Origin of the sequence: Indolivaga capnocytophagoides DSM 22835 (genome assembly GCF_000426485.1) — a bacterium.
Taxonomy (GTDB): Bacteria; Bacteroidota; Bacteroidia; order Bacteroidales; family Dysgonomonadaceae; genus Dysgonomonas_A; species Dysgonomonas_A capnocytophagoides.
The window spans coordinates 14,523-37,514 of sequence record NZ_AUFL01000005.1 but is presented as its reverse complement, the minus strand read 5'-3'; the positions used below and the strand labels follow the sequence as shown (position 1 = coordinate 37,514).

At 37.5% G+C, this 22,992-nt stretch carries 21 protein-coding genes; 4 read left to right on the top strand and 17 right to left on the bottom strand.

Features of this window, described 5'->3' with window-relative positions; genetic code table 11:
- Positions 1-34 precede the first annotated feature (34 nt).
- The 11 genes from K322_RS0101885 to K322_RS0101835 form a co-directional block, all read right to left on the bottom strand.
- On the bottom strand, positions 35-1,153 hold the full coding sequence (locus K322_RS0101885) for a universal stress protein (protein WP_026625336.1): 1,119 nt from the start codon (positions 1,151-1,153) through the stop codon (positions 35-37).
- A 9-nt stretch (positions 1,154-1,162) separates the two neighbouring features.
- Positions 1,163-1,417 carry a DNA-binding protein gene (locus tag K322_RS0101880; RefSeq protein WP_026625335.1) on the bottom strand — a complete coding sequence of 85 codons (255 nt, stop codon included), beginning with the start codon at positions 1,415-1,417 and terminating at the stop codon, positions 1,163-1,165.
- Between the two features lie 59 nt (positions 1,418-1,476).
- Positions 1,477-2,211 (bottom strand): phosphatase PAP2 family protein, encoded by a 735-nt coding sequence (locus K322_RS18320; protein ID WP_051290558.1) that lies wholly within the window; start codon positions 2,209-2,211, stop codon positions 1,477-1,479.
- A 3-nt stretch (positions 2,212-2,214) separates the two neighbouring features.
- Complete coding sequence (locus tag K322_RS0101870) at positions 2,215-2,973, bottom strand: SH3 domain-containing protein (RefSeq protein WP_026625334.1); 759 nt, start codon at positions 2,971-2,973, stop codon at positions 2,215-2,217.
- 27 nt (positions 2,974-3,000) lie between these two features.
- On the bottom strand, positions 3,001-4,833 hold the full coding sequence (locus K322_RS0101865; RefSeq protein ID WP_026625333.1) for a BatD family protein: 1,833 nt from the start codon (positions 4,831-4,833) through the stop codon (positions 3,001-3,003).
- A 52-nt stretch (positions 4,834-4,885) separates the two neighbouring features.
- Entirely contained in the window at positions 4,886-5,638 is a 753-nt protein-coding gene (locus K322_RS0101860) for a tetratricopeptide repeat protein (protein WP_026625332.1), read from the bottom strand.
- A 92-nt stretch (positions 5,639-5,730) separates the two neighbouring features.
- Entirely contained in the window at positions 5,731-6,753 is a 1,023-nt protein-coding gene (locus K322_RS0101855; RefSeq protein WP_026625331.1) for a VWA domain-containing protein, read from the bottom strand.
- A 55-nt stretch (positions 6,754-6,808) separates the two neighbouring features.
- On the bottom strand, positions 6,809-7,792 hold the full coding sequence (locus tag K322_RS0101850; protein ID WP_026625330.1) for a vWA domain-containing protein: 984 nt from the start codon (positions 7,790-7,792) through the stop codon (positions 6,809-6,811).
- A gap of 26 nt (positions 7,793-7,818) precedes the next feature.
- Positions 7,819-8,934 carry a hypothetical protein gene (locus K322_RS18315; RefSeq protein WP_157279368.1) on the bottom strand — a complete coding sequence of 372 codons (1,116 nt, stop codon included), beginning with the start codon at positions 8,932-8,934 and terminating at the stop codon, positions 7,819-7,821.
- Between the two features lie 42 nt (positions 8,935-8,976).
- Complete coding sequence (locus tag K322_RS0101840; RefSeq protein ID WP_026625329.1) at positions 8,977-9,855, bottom strand: DUF58 domain-containing protein; 879 nt, start codon at positions 9,853-9,855, stop codon at positions 8,977-8,979.
- A gap of 92 nt (positions 9,856-9,947) precedes the next feature.
- Positions 9,948-10,940: an AAA family ATPase gene (locus K322_RS0101835; RefSeq protein WP_026625328.1), complete on the bottom strand. Its 993-nt coding sequence runs from the start codon at positions 10,938-10,940 to the stop codon at positions 9,948-9,950.
- Between the two features lie 532 nt (positions 10,941-11,472).
- On the opposite strand from K322_RS0101835, the gene K322_RS0101830 reads away from it, so the two are divergent.
- Positions 11,473-11,910, top strand: a complete 438-nt coding sequence (locus tag K322_RS0101830) for a hypothetical protein (protein WP_026625327.1) — start codon at positions 11,473-11,475, stop codon at positions 11,908-11,910.
- A 210-nt stretch (positions 11,911-12,120) separates the two neighbouring features.
- On the top strand, positions 12,121-13,383 hold the full coding sequence (locus tag K322_RS0101825; protein ID WP_026625326.1) for a phosphoglycerate kinase: 1,263 nt from the start codon (positions 12,121-12,123) through the stop codon (positions 13,381-13,383).
- Positions 13,384-13,457: 74 nt separating this feature from the next.
- Here the strand turns inward: K322_RS0101825 and K322_RS0101820 are convergent, their stop codons facing one another.
- From K322_RS0101820 to K322_RS0101800, 5 genes are all read right to left on the bottom strand, one after another.
- Complete coding sequence (locus K322_RS0101820; RefSeq protein ID WP_026625325.1) at positions 13,458-14,036, bottom strand: hypothetical protein; 579 nt, start codon at positions 14,034-14,036, stop codon at positions 13,458-13,460.
- A complete protein-coding gene (locus K322_RS0101815; RefSeq protein WP_035331112.1) occupies positions 14,036-15,586 on the bottom strand; it encodes a PKD domain-containing protein in 1,551 nt (516 codons plus the stop codon). The genes K322_RS0101820 and K322_RS0101815 overlap by 1 nt, the downstream gene beginning before the upstream one ends.
- Before the next feature lie 9 nt (positions 15,587-15,595).
- A complete protein-coding gene (locus K322_RS0101810; RefSeq protein WP_026625323.1) occupies positions 15,596-16,180 on the bottom strand; it encodes a hypothetical protein in 585 nt (194 codons plus the stop codon).
- A gap of 476 nt (positions 16,181-16,656) precedes the next feature.
- Positions 16,657-17,349, bottom strand: a complete 693-nt coding sequence (locus K322_RS0101805) for a hemerythrin domain-containing protein (RefSeq protein ID WP_026625322.1) — start codon at positions 17,347-17,349, stop codon at positions 16,657-16,659.
- A complete protein-coding gene (locus tag K322_RS0101800) occupies positions 17,346-17,936 on the bottom strand; it encodes a LuxR C-terminal-related transcriptional regulator (protein ID WP_260200843.1) in 591 nt (196 codons plus the stop codon). The genes K322_RS0101805 and K322_RS0101800 overlap by 4 nt, the downstream gene beginning before the upstream one ends.
- A gap of 213 nt (positions 17,937-18,149) precedes the next feature.
- On the opposite strand from K322_RS0101800, the gene K322_RS0101795 reads away from it, so the two are divergent.
- A complete protein-coding gene (locus tag K322_RS0101795; RefSeq protein ID WP_026625320.1) occupies positions 18,150-19,772 on the top strand; it encodes a hypothetical protein in 1,623 nt (540 codons plus the stop codon).
- A 142-nt stretch (positions 19,773-19,914) separates the two neighbouring features.
- The gene (locus K322_RS0101790) at positions 19,915-20,235 is read left to right on the top strand and encodes an Hsp20/alpha crystallin family protein (protein ID WP_035331110.1); all 321 of its coding nucleotides are present in this window, start codon (positions 19,915-19,917) and stop codon (positions 20,233-20,235) included.
- A 132-nt stretch (positions 20,236-20,367) separates the two neighbouring features.
- Here K322_RS0101790 and K322_RS0101785 read toward each other — a convergent pair whose 3' ends face one another.
- Entirely contained in the window at positions 20,368-22,974 is a 2,607-nt protein-coding gene (locus tag K322_RS0101785) for an alpha-L-arabinofuranosidase C-terminal domain-containing protein (protein WP_026625318.1), read from the bottom strand.
- Positions 22,975-22,992 lie beyond the last annotated feature (18 nt).

Here is a 22,992-nt window from a genome sequence, read left to right as displayed (position 1 = left end):
TATTGACAAATTTAATATAAAGGCTTGTGAGAGCCTATCCACGTAATACAAACAAAGGTATATCTATCTGGAATAACATCTTTCGGGATACACTTGGTTTGAACATTCTGGAGAATATATTTCTTTTTGCGGTTGTAAGTGCGATTAACTCAATTTTCGAATCCTGTACGAATTCATCCATTGCAGTTACAGCATCTTGTCCGCTTATCAATTTGTAGTCAATAGATATATTCGGATATTGTTTATTGAAATAAGACTGTATGCCTTCGAGTTTGATAAGAGACCACTTGTCTGTAGCTTTATTTTCAATATGAGTCATGTGGATCTTAACATTGTATGTTTTAAAGAAATCCATCATGCCATCGAAAGAGACAAGGTCACGTTGACTAAAATTGGTAAGGAAAGAAATATTTTTTACCTGCTTAAAATCATTGAATGATGTATGTTCCGGTATTGCCAATAATGGAATTTCTGTCATTTCAATCACTTCAGCAGTAACACTGCCGATAAGGTCGGCACTTTTCTGATTTTTGCCGCGGGTTCCCATTACAATTAAGGCCGGCTTGTAGTCTTTAGCAAAAGTAACTATTTCTTCTTCGGGTAATCCTTCTTTCAGAACATAAGAGTAATTTACAGACGGGAATTCATTATTTGCAATCTTTTCGTCAATCTTATTACATAACTTTTGAATGTCTCGGTTTACTCTTTCTAATATATTTTGAAAATCGGCCTCTTCTTTACCTTGATAAGCAAAAGCTTCGGCCATTGGTAATGCTGTAGGATAGTACGGATTAAAATAGACGTGAAGAATCTTTACTTTGGCATCAATTTCTTTTGCCAGATTAAAAGCGATTTGGCAAGCCTTCAAAGAATAATCAGAAAAATCGACAGGCACTAAAATTCTTTTACGCCCGTCATCTGTTTTGTAGGTTTCAGGTTCGCTGTAGCTAAATAAGTTACGACTTTCCACAACATTCAAGGCTCTTGGTAGATCCGACTCTTTTATTTTTAAGCGCACCCCTGTCGGCTGGCTGCTATCATTACTTCCAACATTTTCGGCTATAACGGAGATCTTTTCACTCTCCAAAACAGCTTTCAATATTTGAGCCTTTGTTTCGGTATGTATGGCAAGTGTTACTAATTTATCACTCATAGTTCTTTTTCAATTTTGTTCGGTTTCCAACATCTTTAAAGCCATTTCGAGAATTTGGGTGTTATCCAAAACTACGATGCCTCCATTAGGCCCCGATTCTAGATGTACGCCGCAACTCTCGCCCTTCTTATAATCATGTCCGCCAAAATAATTGCGAACAGTTTCAACGGATAAATCCAGTTCTTGAGCAATCCTGTGGATGCTGCCATCTGGCAAACTGTCTTTAATCTTACGAAGCTCGTTGTATTCAATCGTTTTCGTCATAATGATGTTATATTAAGGTCAACACTAAAAGATTGTTGCATTAAAGTTAACAAATCATTTTAAAACAGCCAACTAAATCCGAACATAAAGTTACAGAAGCTGATTATAAAAATTGTTGTTACAATAATAACAATTGTCAGACTAAGAATGTTTGCTCTGACTTTCGAGTATAAAGGTATTTTAAGTTGTTGTGGTGTATGGTTCAGTACTTTTATGCGGCAGTACTGCAGCAGCAGATAAACAAGGAATCCGATAATAGATCCGACTATCATGCCTCCGATAATATCAGATATGAAGTGAACCCCGAGGTAAATACGTGAATAAGAGGTTAGTATTGCCCAGGTGAATATGATCACCGTAAATCGGCGATATTTGAACATCAATGATAAGAATGTAGCTATACCGAATCCATTTGCTGCGTGAGCTGAAACAAACCCGAATCGTCCTCCCCTGTAATCATTGACAATGGTGACAAAATTTTTGAAATCCGGATGATGAGTCGGCCGTAATCGTTCGAATGTGTTTTTAATTAATCCGGCTGAGAGCTGGTCGCATAGTACTCCAAGCAGTATCATACAAAAAATAAGTATGGCGGCTTCTTTCCATTTTACTTTGTATATGAATACAAGTAATGCAACTATAACAAGTGGAATCCATGTAGTTTTTTCACTATAAATCCACATAAAACTGTCCCAAAAAATATTGTGGGCTTCATTCAACCATAAAAAAGCATTCCGTTCGTAAGGTAATATCTCTTCTACAAGTCTTTCAGCATCGTTTTCATAGCCAATCATTCACTAAATTATTTCCAGTTTTTCTTTTTGAACCCAGCCGATACTTCCATTGGCAATTTCGATCTCGTACCAGCCTCCGTCAATTTTATTGATAACGACTTTGGTTCCGGCATGAAGAATAAAAAGCTCTTTTGAGGTCGTATTTGGTGCACTGATAACAGGAGCTGAGCCTGCCATAACTATAGCTGTATTTCGGTTTTCTATTTTATTTTTTTGCCTGTAGGCGAATATATTGGTAAATATCACTACAACTAAACAAACTATCGCTGCATAAAAACCTGCCTTTTTTAAATTTAACTTAGGGCTGAAGAAGAACAGGAAAAGAGCTGCGACAAATATTACAAAAAATGTAATAGCCCATTTAGCCCAATTATTGGCTGTTGTTTGATTTTGTACACCGTCAAACCACATTTGTAAAAAAAAGTTGTCAGCCGTTAATATCTTGTCTTCTATTTTAGTTTGAGCATATTCGATATTATGTCTCACATCTCTGTCTCCCGGGTTGTACAGTAAAGAACGTTCGTAATTCAATAAGGCCTGAGGTACTTCATTTACTCTGAAATAAGCGTTTCCCAGATTGTAAAATAGTTCAGGAGAAACCTTACCTTGTTCTTTCTGAGCCTTGATTTCTGTCTCGAGAACCTCTATTGCTTTGCGGAAGTTTCCATCCTGATAGGCCTTTGCTGCTTGCTCGGAAGCCGTTTCCGCATTTAAGCCAAATATAGGTAGAATTATAAATATAAGTGCAACTATATGTTTCATAACTAATAATCTTTTCTTACAAACCTGTTATTTTTTGACCTTCAGATTTTCCATTTCTCCAATAGCATCTACAGTGTCTTTGTATAGATTGTCCATAGCTGTATCGGATTCGACAGGAGCATAACGGGCAAACTCGCAGGTATCAAGTATCGAAATAAATTTGCTTATAAGTTCGGAGGATGCTCCGTACCTGATAAGTTCGTTTTCTATATTATCACGGTTTAGATTCGCTACGGGAATGACCAGTTTATCGCTCAAGTATCCCCATGTTGCACGGAGTACCTCTTCATAAAATTGTTCTTTCTGATGTGCTTGCAAATATTTACCGGCAAGCTTAAGGCGTTTTACAGCTACCTTATTCGCTTGTTTAGTTTTCACTCTGATAACATCCGCATTTTCTTTTATCTGTTTTCTATAAAGAATGAAACAAACAATAAAAATCAGCATCGGAATTATGTACCACAGGTAATATGCTGTAGAACCGAAAAAGAAAGAGTCTGTTTTCGTAAACGAAGGATTGCCTGTTTTCAGATAACGGATATCCTGCTCTACTTTCACCTCCGATTGGTTGAAACTGGTAGCGTTGTTTTGTCCTGCATTCGGGTCTTTAGCTACGTTCAAGGTATATTCGGGTGTCGACAGCGTTTTATATGAATTCGAATTATTATCGAAATAAGACAGTATGACGGGCGGTATTTTATACGTTCCCTGATAACGGGGTATAAATAAGTATTCGATGGTTTTTGTACCTGTCAATCCTTTGTCTGTGTATTTGAGATCGTTGGTTATCTTAGGATCATACGATTCAAAATCTTTCGGTAATTCCAGTTCAGGTGTTTTGATCAATTTCATATTCCCTGTACCCGAAATAACCAGTTTAAGTGTAACCGCATCATTAGCCTTCACATTGGTAGAGGTAATTGACTGGGACATACTGAATGAGCCGACTCCATTAGAAAAGTTTGCGGGTTTTCCTTCCGGCAGTTGAGTTACATTAATAGTCAACGGGCTGGTTGTCATGGTTTTTTTTACGTCTGTCATGACGTATTGTGGACCAAAGAATGTCTGGACTGCTTTTCCAGATCTGACATTAAAAACCATTTCTATTTTACCCGATGGTATGGTTATCTTTCCTGATCGTTGAGGGAATAGCAATGTCCGTCTGAGATCTACCGAATAGTAATTCCGACCATTATAGTGTTCCATAGTCAGCTGACGGGTAGGAGGTAGGTCCTGATCTTCGACCATAAAGCCTTCAAACTCGGGAAATTCTATTTTTCCGATATCCGATACCTGCAGTGTAGTATAAAAACGGAATGTTACAGTAAATGCTTCTTGTTCGTAAACTTTCGATTTAGATACAATCGCTCGGATAAAAGCATCCGATGAACTTATTTTTTGAGCAGTGGATGATGATTCAGAGGGTTGTCCTCCTTGATTTCCTCCTCCTTGTTGTGTTGCTTTTGTATTTTTATCCGGAGGCAGAACTTTTATCTGTATCGAATTTGAAGTGTAGGTTTTTCCATTTACCCTGATTGTTGCGGCCGGTATGGTAAATGTTCCTTCCGATGCAGCAGTCATAGTATAAATATACGATTCGGAAGAGTCTGTTGTCGCTTTACCGTTTATAATCTGAGTACTGTAACTCGATGATACTGCGGGGCCATAGAGTATGTCAAATCCTTTTATAGTCTCAGGAACGTTGATATTGCTGCCTTCTCCGCCTCTCAGTGTATATACAAGTCTGAAATTGTCGCCTTTGGCTACAGTATTAGGAGCACTGGCTCTGAATGTTACTTCCTGTGCGTTTATACCTAAGCTTAGTAATGATAAAATAAATAAAATTAAATATTTTTGCATTGTACACATCTGCTTTTTCGAATTTTACATCAAGACAAATAGCGTTGGTTTTTTACCAGTCTTTATTTTGCCTGCGATTATTCTCGTTCTTTTGTTTACGGTCAGAAGCTTTGATTTGCTGAACTTTCTCCTGAGTCTCTTTTTCGTCCTGCTCTATTGCTTTCAATAGCTGCTGGATGTTCTCCTGAGACATTTGGGGCTGCTGATCTTGTTTTTGATCCTTATTCTGGTCTTTGTTCTGATCCTTATCTTTATCTTTTTGATCTTTGTTTTGATCCTTGTTCTGGTCTTTATTCTGATCCTTATTTTTGTCTTTCTGATCTTTGTTTTGATCTTTATTCTGGTCTTTGTTTTTATCCTTATTGTCCTGTTGATCCTTTGTTATTTTCTGGACTGTAGCCAGATTATAACGCGCTTCTTCGTCTCCGGGATTTAGCCTCAATGCTTTCTTATATGCTTCCATCGACTGCTTCAGATCTTTCTTCTGCAATAGAGCATTTCCAATATTGTGCCATGCCGCACCCATTTTGGTATGGTCTTTATTTTCCGTCGCCAGATACTGCTGATATGTTTTCAGAGCATTATCCCAGTTGCCTTGTTTGTAGTAAGAGTTAGCTAGGTTATAAATTGCTTCGGGAGATGCTGCATTCTTTTCCAAAGCCGACTTGTAGCTGGCCTCGGCAGCATTGTATAATTGTTCTTTATAGGCATTATTACCCTTACGTATATCCTTCCTTACTTGTCGTTGAGCAAACAAGCAACTTGTAGATATCAAAACGAATATTATAACAAAAATTTGTTTCATAGTTCTATCGAAGGCTCTTGGCCTTTTTATTACTTTGGTAAGTATAACAACAGATTGTTGAATGGAAATAATACTTCAAGAACCTCTTGCGGTTACTTGAAGAGTCTTATTCCTCTGAATATTTTATTTTTCTTATCGAAAATACAAACTTCGATGATAAGCAATACAAGCATACACCATGCGAAGAACTGGAATTTTTCGTCATACTCCGAATATGATACTCCGTCTACATTCTTCTTCTGCAACTTGTCTAACTCAGCCTGAAGGCTTTTTAATGCATTGTTTGAGTTATCGGCTCTTACGTACATTCCTTTTCCGGCCTGAGCTATTTGTTTACACATCTCTTCGTTTAATTTAGAAACAACGACATTGCCTTCGTTATCCTTTTTCATATCATTGCTGTTCGGTGATGACGGTACAGGTGATCCCTCAGGAGTTCCGATACCTACCACATTGATCTGTATACCTGCTGCTCCGGCTTGTTGAGCCATCTGCACACCATTATCCTCATGGTCTTCACCATCGGTTATCAGAATGATAGACTTATCCACCTCTTTGTCACTGGTAAAACTATTCATTGCCATATTTATGGCACTTCCGATAACTGTCCCCTGTACAGGAACAAGAGATGTATTGATGTTGTCCAGGAATATTTTGGCCGATTGTATGTCGGTAGTCATAGGTAATTGTACATATGATTCTCCGGCGAAGACTACAATCGCAACTTTGTCGTTTTTACGTTCATCGACTATACGCGTTAGTATTTGCTTTGCTTTCGATAGTCTGTCTGGATTTACATCACGGGCAAGCATTGAATTCGATACATCTATTGCAATCACCAGCTCGATTCCTTTTCGTTCGACTTTCTCAACCTTAGTTCCGAACTGAGGGCGTGCTACAACAATGATTCCCAAAACACAGATGGCAAATACCAGCCAAAATTTCAGATACGACCGTTTTAGAGATAACTCCGGCATCAGTCGTTTTACCAGACGTAAGTCTCCGAGTTTCTGTGCCGCTTTTCTTTTCTGGATATTCAGGAAAATGAATCCAGCTATCAGAACCGGAAGTAAAAATAACAGATATAAATATTCTGGATTAGCAAATCGAAACATATCAACTACTGTTTAAGGTCTCAGACCTATTTTATTTATTTTTCAAACAGATAACTTATGGAATATTACGTAACCAGGTACGGCGTAAGATTACTTCGCTTAGAATCAAGCCCAATGCCAATAGGGCGTAAGGCAGGTATAATTCCTGCTTGCGGGTAACTTTGTTGACGCTGATAAGGTATTTCTCCATAGAGTCGATCTGCGCATATATTTTTTTCAAACTCGAATTGTCTACAGCTCGGAAATATTCACCTCCGGTCATTTCGGCTATCTGAGTTAATGTCTTTTCGTCTATATCTACAGGTACGTTTTGTATACGTTCTCCGAAGGGAGTCATTACAGGTGCAGGAGCCGTTCCTCGTGTTCCCACCCCGATAGTATATACCCTGATACCATAACTCTTGGCAAGTTCGGCAGCTGTGATCGGAGCTATTTGTCCCCGGTTATTTGAACCATCGGTAAGGAGTATGACAATTCTTGATTTTGTCTGGCTGTCTTTCAGTCTGTTGACAGCATTTGCTAAACCTAGACCTATAGCTGTACCGTCGTCGATCATTCCGGGGCGAATTTCATGCAATAAGTTGAGTAATACCCCATGATCGGTAGTCAGGGGTGCTTGCGTGAAGCTTTCTCCGGCGAAGATTACCAATCCTATTTTGTCTTGTTCCCGATCCGAGATAAACTCAGAAGCGACTTTTTTTGCCGCCTCCAGACGGTTTGGCTTGAAGTCCTGAGCCATCATAGATCCGGATACGTCAAGAGCCATAACAATATCAATACCTTCCGATTGGGACGTTTCCCATGAATTGGAATTTTGAGGTCTTGCGATAACAATGATAACTAATGCTATAGCTATCATCCTTAATATAAACGGAACATGTCTGAGATATACTTTGATTGTAGGAGACACTCCTCTGAATGCTCCGGTCGATGACATCTTCAGTGTCGGCTGTACTTTTCTCAATTTTATGATATACCAGACAATGAGAGGTATTAATAAAATGAGTAAAAACAGATATTTAGGGTTTGCAAATTCCATTTCGAACGTAATTTAGGGTCTCAGACCTATTTGTTTTTTTTATCATTTTTATGATCATTGATCATATCATCTTCAGAAATCGACCAGTTGATATTTTCCTCGTGTTCTTCTTCATCCGAAGTTTTTTTAGATTCTCCATTTTCATTTGCAGGAGGTGCGATTTCTTCTACCTTAGTCTGATTGACAAACAGGTATGCATTGATCAGGCTTAAGTCATTTTCGTCAGGATATGGTCTATACTTAGCGAACTTAACAAAGTCTGCCAGTTTCAATATCTGTTTCAGGCTCTCGTAAGACGAATCTGCCTCCATAAAGTTATTTATGGTAGCGAGTATCTCATCGGATGTCTTTTCAAAAGCATTAACATGGTAGCGATCTTCGATGTATTTTCTAAGTATCTCTGTAAGTTCAGTATAATACTCTTTTTCCCGTCCTTGCTGCCACAGTTTTTCTACTTTTACATGATCTAGCGCATCTAATGCGATGACATGAGGCGGTTTGATAACTTCCGGTTTGAAGAAATATCCTTTTTTCTTCTTTTGCTTGTACAGATAAATACCTATTATAATAGCAGCAATTGCCATCAATATAAGCAATATACCCAATATATATATCAGATAATCTTGCCACACGAAAGGTGGCTGCAAAATAGGTTTGATGTCATATACACCTAACTTATCAAAGACGATGGAGTCATTCGGATTTGCTTTCAAATGTTCCAGATATGCATTTGTCGCTTCCGATAAGGGAGGTGTGATTACTTTTAATCCAAGTTCGTTAGATTTGATTGTATCTTTTCCATCAATTACAGGAATGTAAGGTACATGGTATAATGCCGAGTCGAAAGAGGTTACTACATACTTCTGCACTATAGTCATCACCTCATGCGCATAAGTGGTATCAGGTTTGGGCATAGCCAGTACTTCTATACCGGTGACTAGCGAGTCGGCATATACCGGCATAGCTATATGCCGTCCTTTCGGAGCAATGACTTGTAAACTGATAGTCGCTTGTTGCCCGATCGAAATCTCGTATGGCTCGACGCTTACTCTTGCAGTAGCCTTTTGTGCATACATGGTGTATGGCAGTAAGGATACGCAGCAAAGTAAGATCGTTAATATAAGCGTTTTATTTCTCAACATAAGTTTTTGTATCTAATACTAAACAAAGTAAGGTTTCAGACCTTATCTCATGTAATTCCTTTTCTGAAAGAGCGATAACAGTGATTTGACATAATCTTCGTCCGTATTTATCGACACACTGTCGACCCGGCTTTTGGTAAATGCCATTTCTACTTTCATCAACTGTTTCTGGTAATGCCTATGATAGCGTTCACGAACAGACTTAGCTGAGGAATCTATCCATGTATCTTCACCTGTTTCTGCGTCGATCATTTTTATTAGCCCAACTGCAGGCAATTCCGTTTCCAACTTGTCATAGATCTGTAATGCTATCAGGTCATGTTTTCTGTTGGCTATGGTCAAAGCATTGTCGTAGTCGTGTACATCCAGAAAATCGGAAATAAGAAATGCCGTGCATCTTTTTTTTATGGCGTTAGTGAGAAATTTCAGTACCATCGCCAAATCTGTTTGGGTGTTGGTTGGTTGAAAATCAATCAGTTCACGAATAATGTATAAGATGTGCTTTTTCCCTTTTTTCGGAGGTATGAATTTTTCAATTTTATTGGTGAAGAATATAACACCGATCTTGTCGTTGTTTTGTATTGCCGAAAATGCCAGAGTAGCAGCCATTTCAGTTACAATATCCCGTTTCGTTTGATTGTGCGTACCGAAGTCGAGACTGCCCGATACATCAATCAAGAGCATAACGGTCATTTCCCGTTCTTCTTCGAATACTTTTATGAAAGGTTTATTATAACGGGCTGTTACATTCCAATCTATATCGCGGATATCGTCACCGAATTGATATTCCCGAACTTCCGAAAAAGCCATCCCTCTTCCTTTGAATGCAGAATGGTATTGTCCTGCAAAAATATTGCGGGACAATCCACGGGTCTTAATCTCTATCTGACGTACTTTCTTTAGTAATTCACTTGTTTCCATAAATCAGTTAATATGCCAATTTTCTAATGTGAGAATATGCCGATACTTATCGTTCAGGACATATCTCCGAATTTGCCTGACTGGTCACAGAATCAAGGTACTTCTATCTTATTTAAGATTTCGCTGATGATTTCTTCAGATGTTGTGTTGCTTGCTTCCGCTTCATATGTAAGTCCGATACGGTGGCGCAATACATCGTGGCATACAGCTCTCACGTCTTCGGGGATTACATATCCTCTGCGTTTGATAAATGCATAAGCGCGCGATGCCAATGCTAAACTGATAGATGCACGAGGTGATGCCCCGAAACCAATTAGCCCTTTAAGTGATTGCAGTCCGTTATCAGCAGGAAAACGTGTGGCAAAAACAATGTCGACAATATATTTTTCTATTTTTTCATCCAGATATACATCACTTACCACTTTACGGGCTTCGATGATTTCGTCGGCCTTCATTACCGGTTTAATTTCTTCGTATTGATTGAGGATGTTTTGGCGAAGGATTAATTTTTCTTCTTCTTTCTTCGGGTAGTTTATGATAACCTTCAGCATGAAACGGTCTACCTGAGCTTCAGGCAGAGGATATGTTCCTTCTTGTTCAATCGGGTTTTGAGTTGCCATTACAAGGAATGGTTTGGGCAGCTTCATAGTGGTTTCACCAATTGTGACTTGACGTTCCTGCATTGCTTCAAGCAGGGCACTCTGTACCTTTGCCGGAGCACGGTTGATCTCATCCGCTAATACGAAGTTAGAAAAGATGGGACCTTTTTTTACCAAAAATTCTTCATTCTTCTGGCTGTAGATCATAGTACCGATAACATCGGCAGGAAGTAAGTCAGGAGTAAATTGTATACGATGATAGTCAGCTTCGATAAGAGAAGCCAATGTTTTGATTGCAAGGGTTTTTGCAAGTCCGGGAACCCCCTCCAGAAGGATGTGTCCATCAGATAATAATCCAATCAACAAAGATTCGACAAGGTGTTTCTGCCCGACGATTACTTTGTCCATTCCTATTGTTATCATGTTTACAAACGCACTCTTACTTTCGATCCGTTCATTCAATTCTCGAATATCAACTTGAGCCATAAGTAGAAAATATTATTAGTTATATTATTGTTACTATTTATATCATTAATAATGACAATCGATCATCTTCTCTCTGAGAATGTCATTAAAACTTACTTTTATTTGGTTTTACCTAAAAAGCCTGACAAATTTATAAATGTTAAATGTCAGAATGAATATTTTGTCGTTAAAAAAGATTAAGCTGTAAATGCTGTATTGTAAGAGGTATTTAAAGTCCTCTGCAATGCCTTCTGACATAGCTCGTTTTTCTTTTCGTAGGCTTACTAATTAATAAGAAAAGCACAAAATAAGGCTTATTTTTAATAATGACAAAAAGAGAAGGTATTATATCTTCAATTATTTATTGTGTTTGAAGCTTTGTGTTTGATTTCGAAATGTATTTCTGTTTGTTCAGATTTTATTGGTGGTTAGTGTAATTTGTTTATATTTAGATGGTTGTGTTTTTTTATGTTTTTGATTTAGACTTTTTTTATACTTTTGTGTCTCAATTCTATTGTTAGTACTCAACAACACTTTTAAACAATTTTTTTTAATGAAAAAGCTTATTTTATTTGTTTTTGTGATGTTCTTCTTAGTAATCTCACAGAACGTAGAGGCCAAAGGTCTTATTATTTATCATGATGGACCTAATCTGGAGACTGTGGAGAAACTACCTACGGATGCAAGAATGGAAGATGGTACACATTTTAATATAGGTATTATGTATAAGCAGTTCGGCTTATTCTGGATGCCTGTCTGGAATTACAGTGATGCCCAGTATGTTTTGGTGTCGGATGACGAAAAAACTTATTATGAACTTAATGAGACGGAACTAGCCGAAGTTTCGAAGGAGTTTAATATCGAATTAAAAGATAGTCCAAGCCCCTCATTATGGAATAAAATCGGGTTGAAGCCTGTTTTAATTTTACTCGTAATTGGTATTATCTGGGGATACCTTCCTTCGAAAAAGAAAAATGAAGAAGAGGCATAGACGCCAATGAGAAGTTAGAATAAGTGCGGTTTATTTATTTTTTAATAAGTGACCGCTCTTTTTAATTTTATGGTAAAATATCTAATACATAATTTTGTATATTTGTATCGCTTATTTTGTGATTACCGGTAACTTGTTTACTGGATGAATGGTTCTTTCTAAGAATAATAATAGGTCTGAGACCTTAAATATATTTAAACTCAAAAAGTTATGATAACAATTGACAAATTTAACTTTGCCGGTAAAAAGGCTTTTGTGAGAGTTGACTTTAATGTGCCTCTTGATGCGGACTTTAACATCACTGATGACACACGTATCCGTGCAGCTCTGCCTACTTTGAAAAAAATTATCGCTGATGGTGGCAGTCCTATTATTGCATCGCATTTGGGTCGCCCTAAAGGTGTTGAAGATAAATATTCATTGAAACACATTCTTGCTCATGTGTCTAAACTTTTAGGTGTAGATCTTCAGTTTGCAAGTGATTGTGCAAGCGAAGAGGCTGCTATGAAAGCTGCTGCTTTGCAACCCGGAGAGGCTCTTCTTCTTGAAAACCTTCGTTTTTATGCAGAGGAAGAAGGAAAACCTCGTGGATTAGCTGATGATGCTTCCGATGAAGTGAAGGCTGCTGCTAAAAAAGCAGTCAAAGAATCACAGAAAGAATTTACTAAAACATTGGCTTCATACGCTGATGTATATGTAAATGATGCTTTCGGTACAGCTCACCGTGCACACGCATCTACAGCTCTTATCGCCGACTTGTTTGATGCAGATCATAAAATGTTTGGTTACCTGCTTCAAAAAGAAGTGGATGCAGTCGAAAAAATCATGAAAGATCCTGCTCGTCCGTTTACTGCAATTATCGGGGGATCTAAAGTTTCTTCTAAAATTGATATTATCGAAAACCTTCTATCTAAAGTTGACAATCTGATCATCGGTGGTGGTATGGCGTTTACTTTCGAAAAAGCTAAAGGCGGAAAAATCGGTAACTCTCTTTGCGAAGACGATAAACTGGATCTTGCTAAAGAAATAATGGCTAAAGCTAAGGCTAATAATGTAAACCTAGTATTGGCATCGGATGCTAAGATCGGAGATAAGTTTGCTAATGACGCGAACTCTCAGTTTGCTGATGCTGCTAATATTCCTGACGGATGGTCTGGTTTTGATATAGGTCCAAAAGGTGAAGCTGAATTTTCTGAAGTAATCAAAAATTCGAAAACTATTCTATGGAATGGTCCTGTAGGTGTATTCGAATTTGATAATTTCGCTCATGGTTCAAAAGTTATTGCAGAGGCTATTGCAGAAGCTACTAAACATGGAGCATTTTCTCTCGTTGGAGGTGGTGACTCTGTTGCTTGTGTGAATAAATTTGGATTGGCGGATCAGGTATCTTATGTATCTACAGGTGGTGGAGCATTGCTTGAATTTATCGAAGGAAAAGTTCTTCCCGGAGTAAAAGCGATCAGAGGTTATTAATCGATCCTACATTAGAGATATATAAAAAAGCTCGTATTTTTACAATGCGAGCTTTTTTTATGATTACAAAATACCTATTTTACAACAAATACAACATTCATATAAGAATCTAAGTCTGCTTTGCGAATGATGTGATAGGACATCTTACCAGTGTTATCAATATTGCTTACGTTCATAACATTACTGTCATAATAGGTGACATAATAATCTAAATCCTTTGCCGACTGGTAGTAAGGAATCTGAGCTGGAGCGTTTGTGCTTTTATACATAGGAGTGTCAAATTGTTTTTTATACTCCGCATAGAGGTCAAGAGGGGTGGTTGCCACACCCAAGCTTGGCGTTGGTACATTTATAGATGGCATATAAAAAAAATGTGTCGAATTTTGTGTTGCGCAGATCCAGTTGGGACTCTCTTCCGAACCGATATTCATCGAAAGGCATTTTTTTGTAGTATCATACACTATGAGCCCTGTCGCCGGAGACACTATTGTTTCTTTATCTGTGGTAGTTAATCTGGGCAGAATAATTCCTTTTGTTGTCGATTCTATATCAAATACAGCACTCGCATCTGGAGTTTCGGTATTGATTGCTATCTGTGAGTATCCCATTGTTGCATATATACAGCAGATGGTTATATAAAGAAATTTCTTCATTACTGTTTTTCTTTTATTATATTGGTTCTTATCATTGGATTAGTAATGACACTGCAGTCACTTACTGTTATTATCCGTTTACTGATCTTATCAGGGTCTGTGTATATTTGTCCATCCCCGTCATCAATACTAGGAGATACTGTCAAAGTGTATGTACCGTTGGTTGTATAGGTGTGCGTATAATGGAATGTGCTTGTACTACTGCTTCCCGAAGGAATATTTTGTGTTATAACTGTACCATCGTCAAAATCCCAAGTAAGGTCAACTAAGCGGGCTATACCGGATAAGGATATTGTTATACGATAAGTATTGCTTATACCTACGCATATTGGATCTTTTGCCATAATAGGGAGTGTTTTAAAGAATGATATGGCAAATACGGGTAAACCTAATCGTCCCATTGTTCCGGTATTCAGATAATTGGTCAGAATAGAGACTTGTGTATCTCCTTCATCAGGATTGGCTATTATATAAAGATTTCTTAATCCGTTGGCAATACCATAAATCCGTCTGTCCGCCCCCATTTGTATGCAGCTGATAACATCATTCAGTTTAGTTGCCGGAATAGGTGTTTGAGATAAATTTTCGACATCGCTCATTTTCGAAACATAAAGCCCGTTTTTTGCTGGAGTACTTTCGATTGTAGCCACATACAGATATTCGCTATTATTTGAAAATTCGAGAGCATATGCCGCTCCATACTCATTTTCAATATCCCGTTCTTTAATATTGCTTACAACACCTGTCGTGCGGTTAAAATCGGCAATTGTAAACCATGATCTATTATAAGCTGAATGATCTACATGAATAAATTTCGAGCCATCGCTATTGAATTTCAAATATCCGATGCCTCCTCCTATAGGATAAGGATGTACTCCTATCTTATGACTTGTTTTATAAATTGATGGAGTAGAAGAAATTCCAGAAGATGTAATCTCCCAAACTAAGATTACATCACGGAAACGGGTAAGTAGCCAATAATCTACCCCATTGGCGTGTTGTACAGCTGAGATATTTTCGGCTGCATCTGCATTATTATAGCCTGAACTGTTGAGTGGAAGATTTATATTCTTTTGGGAAGCTACAACATCGCCCAAACCACTATCAAGCAACATGTCTACGACCGAATAATTAATTCCATATTTGTTGCCTTCAGTGGTTGCTGAAACTGTAAATATCAGAAATGTATTTTTTTTACCCGGATATGGAACTATTATTCCGGAACTGGTCGATGAAGGATTTCCTCGCAGTCCTGTTCCATTTGGCATCAGAACATTATTTTTGTTATAAACATTCATGCCGTCCGATGATATAAGTACTTGTCCTGTTATACGGTCACTATAAGTAAAACATCCTTCATTTGTATAGATTGGACCAGTTAGAGGGGTGGGGACATCATTGATTATTTGGCTTGTAGAGGATGTTGCCGATTGAGTGTTGTTGAAATCAAGTCCAGCATTCCTTCCAAAGTACCAGATATATGAAGAGCGTTGAGCCTGCATCGTTAATGCAGACAGGAGTACTACAAAAAGTATTATTATTCTGTTCATTGATATTCCTTATTTAATAACAAATATAACATTTATAAATGATTGATAATCTGCTTCTTTTAGTATGTCATAGCTAGCAACTCCGCTATCGGTCAAAGCATTGATCTTGATTACATTAGGATCATAATAGGTTATATAATAATATAAGTCGTTTGCCGATGGAAAATAAGGTATGCTGGCTGGTGCACTTGTACTTTTTGCATTAGGTGTTCCGAACTGTTTTTTGTATTCGGTATATAAATCTAGAGTTTTACCGATTGCCACTGTTGATGCGTCTATAGCTACTGAAGGCATATAGAAGAATTGAGTCTCATTTTGAGCCAGACATATCCAAATGGGAGATATAGACGAGCCTACATTCTGGGAAAGACATTTTTTTGAAGTGTCATACACCATTAGTCCGGCAGCGGGAGCAGAGATCGTTGTTTTCTGAGCCGTAGTCATACGTGGGATAAGTACTCCTTTATCGTTATTGGGGCTTGTGACATCCAATGCTGCACTTGTGTGTGGACTTTGAGTATTGATACCAACTTGTGCGTGTGAAAATGATGTTATGTAGATAAAGCATAGCATCGAGAATAAGATTTTTTTCATTGTTGTTCATTTGTTGTTTATATTTCGAGTAATTGTTAGTAAGAAAGAAAGCAGTAAAGTGCAGAGGATGCACTTTACTGCATGATGAAACCGACTGTCGGACAAGTATATGCTTGAAGCAGATTCAGAACGACAACAAAACAACAACACTGCTGTGCACGCTTTATCCTGTCGGTTTACTTTTGATAATATATATATTAGTTTAGGTAGATATACGACAAAACTCAAAGCATAAAAAAACGCTTCGTCATTTTGACATAATAGAATTTTTTGTTTGATTATTACGCTAGATGCGTCTCTCTCTCTCTCTCTCTCTCTCTCTCTCTCTCTAATATTTCACACGACACAAGCAAATCTAAATTGTTAAAATTCAGAAGGGCTGCTAGTCTTTTATGTGTGAAATATAAGATCATTCTCTGTTGGTAAAGAGTTATTTATCTGACAAATATATGAATTATTTTATAAAGACAAAGCATTTATAGCTTTTCTATTTTCTTTACACGTGGTATTACCAGTTTGTCTTCGATGTAAGTATGAGCGGCAAGTTCTTCTTCCGACATATACAATTCGAGCAAAATATTGGTCATTAATGTTTGGTCTTTTATTCCTGAAACATACTTCATTAATATTCGTTTCAGGTCTGTCATTTTAGCCTCGATATCATTGTGGCGTTCTTCAAATATATTGATCGAATATTTATCTTTATTTGACTTTTCTATTAATGACTGCACATAAGGAAATACAGTGTTGTCTTCATACATCATATGTTCCTGTACTTCTTTCATATAATTGTCAAAGAAGTCTAATACCAGATTTTCGAGTTCTTTTTCCGAGTCAACGAAAATTAGTTTCAGTTTTCTTCTGATATTTGGTAATCTCTTTTCCAGAAAGTATTCATGGGAGCATCTCAGGTAGTATAAGAAGGGAGCCAGTGGCAGCTTTTCAAATACTTCGTGTATATTGACAATCGATTTGTTTGATTGGAAATTAGCCAGAAACAAGAAGCATTCTGCATCGAAATTATATTTTTGACATACGGCTTCGACGCTTTTATCCCCGAATCCCAAAGAGAATTTCAGGCGTGTAAGTAATAGCAGCAATTTATAATCAGCATCAATAAGATCTGACATTTTCATCTTCTTATTATATTTTACTGTAATGTTGCTCATAGCTTTATGTCTTTTATGTCTACCAATTTGTTTAATATAGCATAGATTGTAAGTCCTGATACACTGTGTATTTCCAATTTTCGGCCGATATTCCGGCGGTGTGTAATGACGGTGTGTATCGATATGTTATGAAATTCGGCTATTTCCTTGTTGCTCATACCTTTTACGATACTGGTTAATATTTCTTTTTCTCTATCGCTCAACTCTTCCTGATCGGTCTTTTTCATGTGATCCTTGTTGAGAGCGGTCGATAGTACCTCTTCTATTTTAGATTCAGAATCATTTATTCTGATCAATGCATCGTATGATTGGTAGAATCGTTCATCGATAAGATTATAAACCAAAGCTATGACCGGAATGCTTTTCTCGAGACTGAGATGTTGTTTTATATCGGATTTTGCAGTATGTCCCAATAGCATTGGATTGATAAGCAGGGCATCCGGTTTAAGTATATTTAATTGATAATTAATGTCTTCTAATTCTTTGAGTTCTACTACTTTTGCTACAATAGGTAACTGAGAAAGTACATATACCAATCCTTTTCGGATAATATATGATGTTTCTGCAACTGCTAAAACCTTACTCATGCTTGCCATCTACTCTTGATCTTATCTAGAATGATTCTTTATAATACAAAGAACGTGATAAAATATTAATAATCCTAGATTATTTGTCTTTTAATATAAATTAGAGTATTTGAATAATAACTGATTTTATAATAAAAGGAGAAATTTATTATAGTGATATGGTTATCTGGTTCTTACCTTTGGGCTGTTATTAATTTTTTATAAAACAGACCTATGAAAACGAATTTATTATTGTTCTCTATTGTTTTATTTTTTTTTAGTTGTAATACTCAAGAATCATTGTTGGATGATCCCTTGGAACCAGAGTCTACGCTAAGATCCTCTGAGAGTTTAAGGCAGAATGTCTCTTTTGATTGGGAAAACATTAACAAGATCAGTCTTTTTAATTTTTCTCAGGAAGTTATTTTACCTTGGTACAATGGGGCCGAAGCTCAGATTCCATATTATATCACGAGCGACTACCAGAAAAAGAATGGTTGGATGATGGTTTATAATTTCTGTACTGATCCTGAAGAATATCAAGAAGGTAAATACTATTTGATGTTTTATAATAAGCTGACAGGACTTTTGAGAGTGTTCTATTATTTGAAAGAACGACCCCAAGCAGGCAGTGTTACGTTTTGGCAGGTACGACTGTCTGAGGTTTCTAAACTCTTAAATACAGCAGGACACTTCACTCTGCCTCTAACCAGCAGTGGTGCATCAGAATCTTATGTGACTAATATATCGTCAACAGAATCAAAAAGTCTAACTTTAGGTTGGAATTGTTTTGATATTGAGTTTACATATGATCCTGATGCTTCAACTAAACGACAATTATTTAGTATTGGCTTGTATGATAAGAATGTTGGGGATATTTCACTGTTAGGAGATGTTAATTTAAAATCTGAAGGTACAATAGTAAGTACAAGTTCTTCTAACCCCGTAACTGATATAATAAATAGTGCAGCAACGGTTGTTGCCGATTCTGCAAAATCTTATGTTAATAATCAGTTGACAGCGAAGAAAATTTTGCCATCATTAGCGGCTTCTGCTGTTTCTGCAATCGTTAGTGGAGGAGTTTCAGCGATGATTACAAGTGGTGTCAATCTGGTCTTCGGGTCTTTTCTTGGCATAGGAGGAAGTTCAAGTAAAACGGTACAGGACTTATCTTTTAAAACAACAGGTTCGGTAAATATATCAGGATCTATAACCAGTGTAATTCCTTCTGCAGGAAAACCTATTCAGAACTTATTATTTCCTGGCTCTTTGACTGTAACAGGAGACAGACTTCTTCCAATTTATACCTCGCCGTTAGGAGTGTGGAATATAGAGAAAAGTCCTATTATAATTATTGATAAAGTAGCATGGGAGCATACTGGTGGAAATGGGTACAATGGCGTTTATAGTTATTCTCAGGCTATGTATATCGAATCTGGTTCGGTAAAGGTAGAGCTCAATCCGGAAACTCAGAATATGATTAACTCATACAATGTTGATTCCGAGATTATATATTATGAAAAATTTAACGGGAGTACTAATTGGAATAGTGACAGTTATTCTGAATTTGGAATTGATAAGGGCGTTTTGTTGTATAAGGACGACTCGAATGTATTTTACAGGTATCCTAAAATTAGTTATACTAGTGGAGCTGCTCCGACGTATAAACCATCTATGGATCCTACTGTTATTACATGTGAGGCGCATTCAATAACAACGGGAAGAGTGAAACATAATTTTGTTGTAAAAGTTACTTTAACGCTATACCCTAAACCAGAATATGGAACTCAGCCTATAACTCTGACTCGGTCATATATCCCACAGTATAAAATAATCCAAGGTCAAAGTTGTTTATAATGAACCTCTGTATATATACTTAAGCTTTTTTGATTTATTATCGTTATTCCTATAAATCTTTTAGATTCTTTATGAAAAGAACCAAATCAATTTCGACTGATTGTTTGTTATAAATATGTACAAACTTCAATCAATAATAATTATGGAGAGTAGACGTTTATTACCATCTTTGGAACAAAGCCAAGTAAGAGATTATCATCACGGGTGCTATTCGTCAGTAAGCTATGTTGATAATAAAGACGAATTCAGAATCGAATTGTATGCTCCCGGATTTCATGAAGGCGATTTCAAATTGAGCTTCAAAGATAATGTGTTGTGTATATATGGTTGTCAGAGAGGTACCGATACTTGTTTCCTAAGAAATATAAAGATACCGGGCTCTATAGATGTATCGTCCAGTTGTATGGACTGCAAGCACGGGTCATTTAAAGTATCGTTTCCCAAAAAGGATTTGTCTGTATAAGATAAAGAAAGCGTTCGAAAAGTACTCATTAACCTTTGTATTGGTTATTATGATTTTAAACAAAGTTCTTTTAGAACGCTTTCGACTATTATATGAAGAAGACTACCTCAATGAGGCAGTCTTCTTTTTTACTTATTGGGCTTTTATTCTGATTACAGTAAACGAGTAGGGTGGAAGTTCATTGTTAAACTCTTTTCCTACTTTAAAATCCGATACTACCGGAGTCGGTGTTTTGTCATCGGGTTGTCCTTGTAGTACTGTTTTCTGGGCATTAGTATCAGTAATGGATATGTCTCCCATGTTTATTTTGGTATCTACAGCCACAGGAAGCATATTTACCAGTTTTATTATAATATCCCCCGTTTTGCTGTCACGGACAATCGACTTGCCGACTCTTACTTTCGCCGAATTATTGGTTTCATTCGTGCTGATTATCGAAGGCAGATATTCATTTCCTGCATTTTGGCCATATAGCTTTTGCACATAGTAGCCCGGTGTTAGTTTCACCTCTGTATTATTGAAATAGATCAAATCGGGATTCCAGTTGGTATATTTCTCTTTAGCCAGCAATGGAGCATAAGAACTCATACTTACCACATCGCCGTTTCTTTCGAGCGAAGTCATATACAAAGCTTCCGACAAAGCAGTTTCCATATTGTTATGCCTTCCCGGAACGTGTGATGCATATTCTCCCAGATAGACTTTCGATTTAGAACGATCGTACTTATCATAAAAATCCTGATTGTGAATAAACCAGCCCGGAGTCTGATAATAATGTTCGTCTACCATAGGTACATGCAACCTGCTTGCTACGTCCCATCCTTCTTCATAATCAGTACCTTCACAAAATGGACCTACTGTTCCGATAACTGTAATTTCGGGATGCTTTTCTTTTAAAGCGTTGTATATCATTGTGAAGCGATCTTCGAAAATATCTGTAATAAGATCTTCATTTCCTATACCGATATATTTCAGATTGAATGGTTTGGGATGTCCGGCTTCGGCACGTTTTTTACCCCATGTGGTTTTTACATCTCCGTTGGCATATTCTACCAGATCGAGAATATCCTGAATATACTGTCCCATTTCTTCCATAGGTACGCCGCCTTGCTGGCCTGCACCTCCCGTTCCTGAATTCTGGCAGGGCACTCCGGCTGCGATTACAGGCAGAGGTTCTGCCCCCATATCTTCGCAGAATTGGAAATACTCGAAATATCCCAGTCCCATCGATTGGTGGTAATTCCAGATATTGCCTTGTGAGATACGAGACTCAAGAGACCCGATTGTATTTTTCCATTGGTAGATATTGTGTAATCCATCGCCGTGAGTGACGCAGCCACCGGGAAAACGGACAAATCGGGGATGTATATCTGCGATAGTTTGTGCCAGATCGGCACGTAGTCCATTGCGATGTCCCTTGAATGTGTTCTGTGGGAATAGAGAAACCATATCAAGTGCAACTTTACCCGTAAATTCAGGGGTTATTTCGAGAATAGTTTCAGCAGATGTTTCTTTAGCAGATAGAATTATTTCTTGCTTTTTCCAATCTGTAGAGCCTGTTTTAATCTGACTTTCAGCAATGGTTTTGCCATTTTTGTTTTTCAAGCGAATGGATAGTTTTCCTCCTTTTCCGTTGAGAACTTTGGTAAATAGTGAAAGATAATACTTTTCTCCTCCTTTTACTGCAATTCCGTCATATCCCTTATTCGTGAAAGATGCACCTTGCTGGCTGATATTCAGAACTGCATAATGCTTATTATTTATATGTATGGGTGAAACCGAGTCAATAGAGAAGCTGATGCCATTTCCGGATACGTCCCATGCATACTTGCTGTTCCAGTTTTGGTCTCTGCCTTTTTTGTCGCTTACAGTATATTCAAAGTCTCTGTTTTGAATAAGCTCAGCATACAGTCCTCCGTCTGCCGCATAGTTAATATCTTCGAAGAATGCACCGATAAGCAGGTCGCTTATCTTCTTGCTTTTTGAAGCATCGACAGATATGTTTACAGAAAATGGTTCCAAAGATGCAAATCGGATAGGATCGTCTTTTGCGAGTTCCGACCAGATTGAATTGTTATAGGCTGCTAGTTTTTGACTTTTGATGAGTCCATCCACAATACTCCATGAGACAGAATGAACTGTTCCTGTTTCGGCTGTACCGTCTATAATGACAGAAGTTCTTAAATCCTGAGCTGGCGTATTTATAGATTTTGTTGAAGAATAATTTTTGAAATCTTTGGTTGTTACGATAAAGGCTTGTTTGGCTGATGCTTTGTCGCTAATCCACGATATTTGATACGATCCGGCAGCTTTATCGGGGGTAATTTGAAGATTTAAGCAGTTACTGCCTTCCATGACTTCAGGGTAAGATTGTCTTTTCCATGTAACAAGATCCTGTGATGCCGCATGAGCAAAAACTCCGTCCCTTTCGTTCAGGCTCCAGATGCAGTGCCATACACCATCAGCTGCCTGAAATAGAAATGGAGCGAGCATACGCTTTTGACTACCCCAAGGGCCATAATCACTTTTCATATAACTGTGTTCCGGTCCGATGCTATGCCAATAGACTTTATCTAAACTCCATGCAAAATGCAGCCCGTTGTGTCCGTTGTTCTTGGTGGTGGCATACGCAAATATGTATGCCGACTGTGGAGCATTGGCTACGGCTTGTGCCGATGCTCTAGTTGTATATAACGTGGTCAGTATAAATATACTGATCAGGAATATAATTTTTTTCATTGTTTTCTATAATATAAA

Bases quoted from the DNA above. Each gene is read 5' to 3' on its own strand.
- K322_RS0101885 (WP_026625336.1), bottom strand. From the start codon at position 1,153: ATGAGTGATAAATTAGTAACACTTGCCATACATACCGAAACAAAGGCT.
- K322_RS0101880 (WP_026625335.1), bottom strand. From the start codon at position 1,417: ATGACGAAAACGATTGAATACAACGAGCTTCGTAAGATTAAAGACAGT.
- K322_RS18320 (WP_051290558.1), bottom strand. From the start codon at position 2,211: ATGATTGGCTATGAAAACGATGCTGAAAGACTTGTAGAAGAGATATTA.
- K322_RS0101870 (WP_026625334.1), bottom strand. From the start codon at position 2,973: ATGAAACATATAGTTGCACTTATATTTATAATTCTACCTATATTTGGC.
- K322_RS0101865 (WP_026625333.1), bottom strand. From the start codon at position 4,833: ATGCAAAAATATTTAATTTTATTTATTTTATCATTACTAAGCTTAGGT.
- K322_RS0101860 (WP_026625332.1), bottom strand. From the start codon at position 5,638: ATGAAACAAATTTTTGTTATAATATTCGTTTTGATATCTACAAGTTGC.
- K322_RS0101855 (WP_026625331.1), bottom strand. From the start codon at position 6,753: ATGTTTCGATTTGCTAATCCAGAATATTTATATCTGTTATTTTTACTT.
- K322_RS0101850 (WP_026625330.1), bottom strand. From the start codon at position 7,792: ATGGAATTTGCAAACCCTAAATATCTGTTTTTACTCATTTTATTAATA.
- K322_RS18315 (WP_157279368.1), bottom strand. From the start codon at position 8,934: ATGTTGAGAAATAAAACGCTTATATTAACGATCTTACTTTGCTGCGTA.
- K322_RS0101840 (WP_026625329.1), bottom strand. From the start codon at position 9,855: ATGGAAACAAGTGAATTACTAAAGAAAGTACGTCAGATAGAGATTAAG.
- K322_RS0101835 (WP_026625328.1), bottom strand. From the start codon at position 10,940: ATGGCTCAAGTTGATATTCGAGAATTGAATGAACGGATCGAAAGTAAG.
- K322_RS0101830 (WP_026625327.1), top strand. From the start codon at position 11,473: ATGAAAAAGCTTATTTTATTTGTTTTTGTGATGTTCTTCTTAGTAATC.
- K322_RS0101825 (WP_026625326.1), top strand. From the start codon at position 12,121: ATGATAACAATTGACAAATTTAACTTTGCCGGTAAAAAGGCTTTTGTG.
- K322_RS0101820 (WP_026625325.1), bottom strand. From the start codon at position 14,036: ATGAAGAAATTTCTTTATATAACCATCTGCTGTATATATGCAACAATG.
- K322_RS0101815 (WP_035331112.1), bottom strand. From the start codon at position 15,586: ATGAACAGAATAATAATACTTTTTGTAGTACTCCTGTCTGCATTAACG.
- K322_RS0101810 (WP_026625323.1), bottom strand. From the start codon at position 16,180: ATGAAAAAAATCTTATTCTCGATGCTATGCTTTATCTACATAACATCA.
- K322_RS0101805 (WP_026625322.1), bottom strand. From the start codon at position 17,349: ATGAGCAACATTACAGTAAAATATAATAAGAAGATGAAAATGTCAGAT.
- K322_RS0101800 (WP_260200843.1), bottom strand. From the start codon at position 17,936: ATGAGTAAGGTTTTAGCAGTTGCAGAAACATCATATATTATCCGAAAA.
- K322_RS0101795 (WP_026625320.1), top strand. From the start codon at position 18,150: ATGAAAACGAATTTATTATTGTTCTCTATTGTTTTATTTTTTTTTAGT.
- K322_RS0101790 (WP_035331110.1), top strand. From the start codon at position 19,915: ATGGAGAGTAGACGTTTATTACCATCTTTGGAACAAAGCCAAGTAAGA.
- K322_RS0101785 (WP_026625318.1), bottom strand. From the start codon at position 22,974: ATGAAAAAAATTATATTCCTGATCAGTATATTTATACTGACCACGTTA.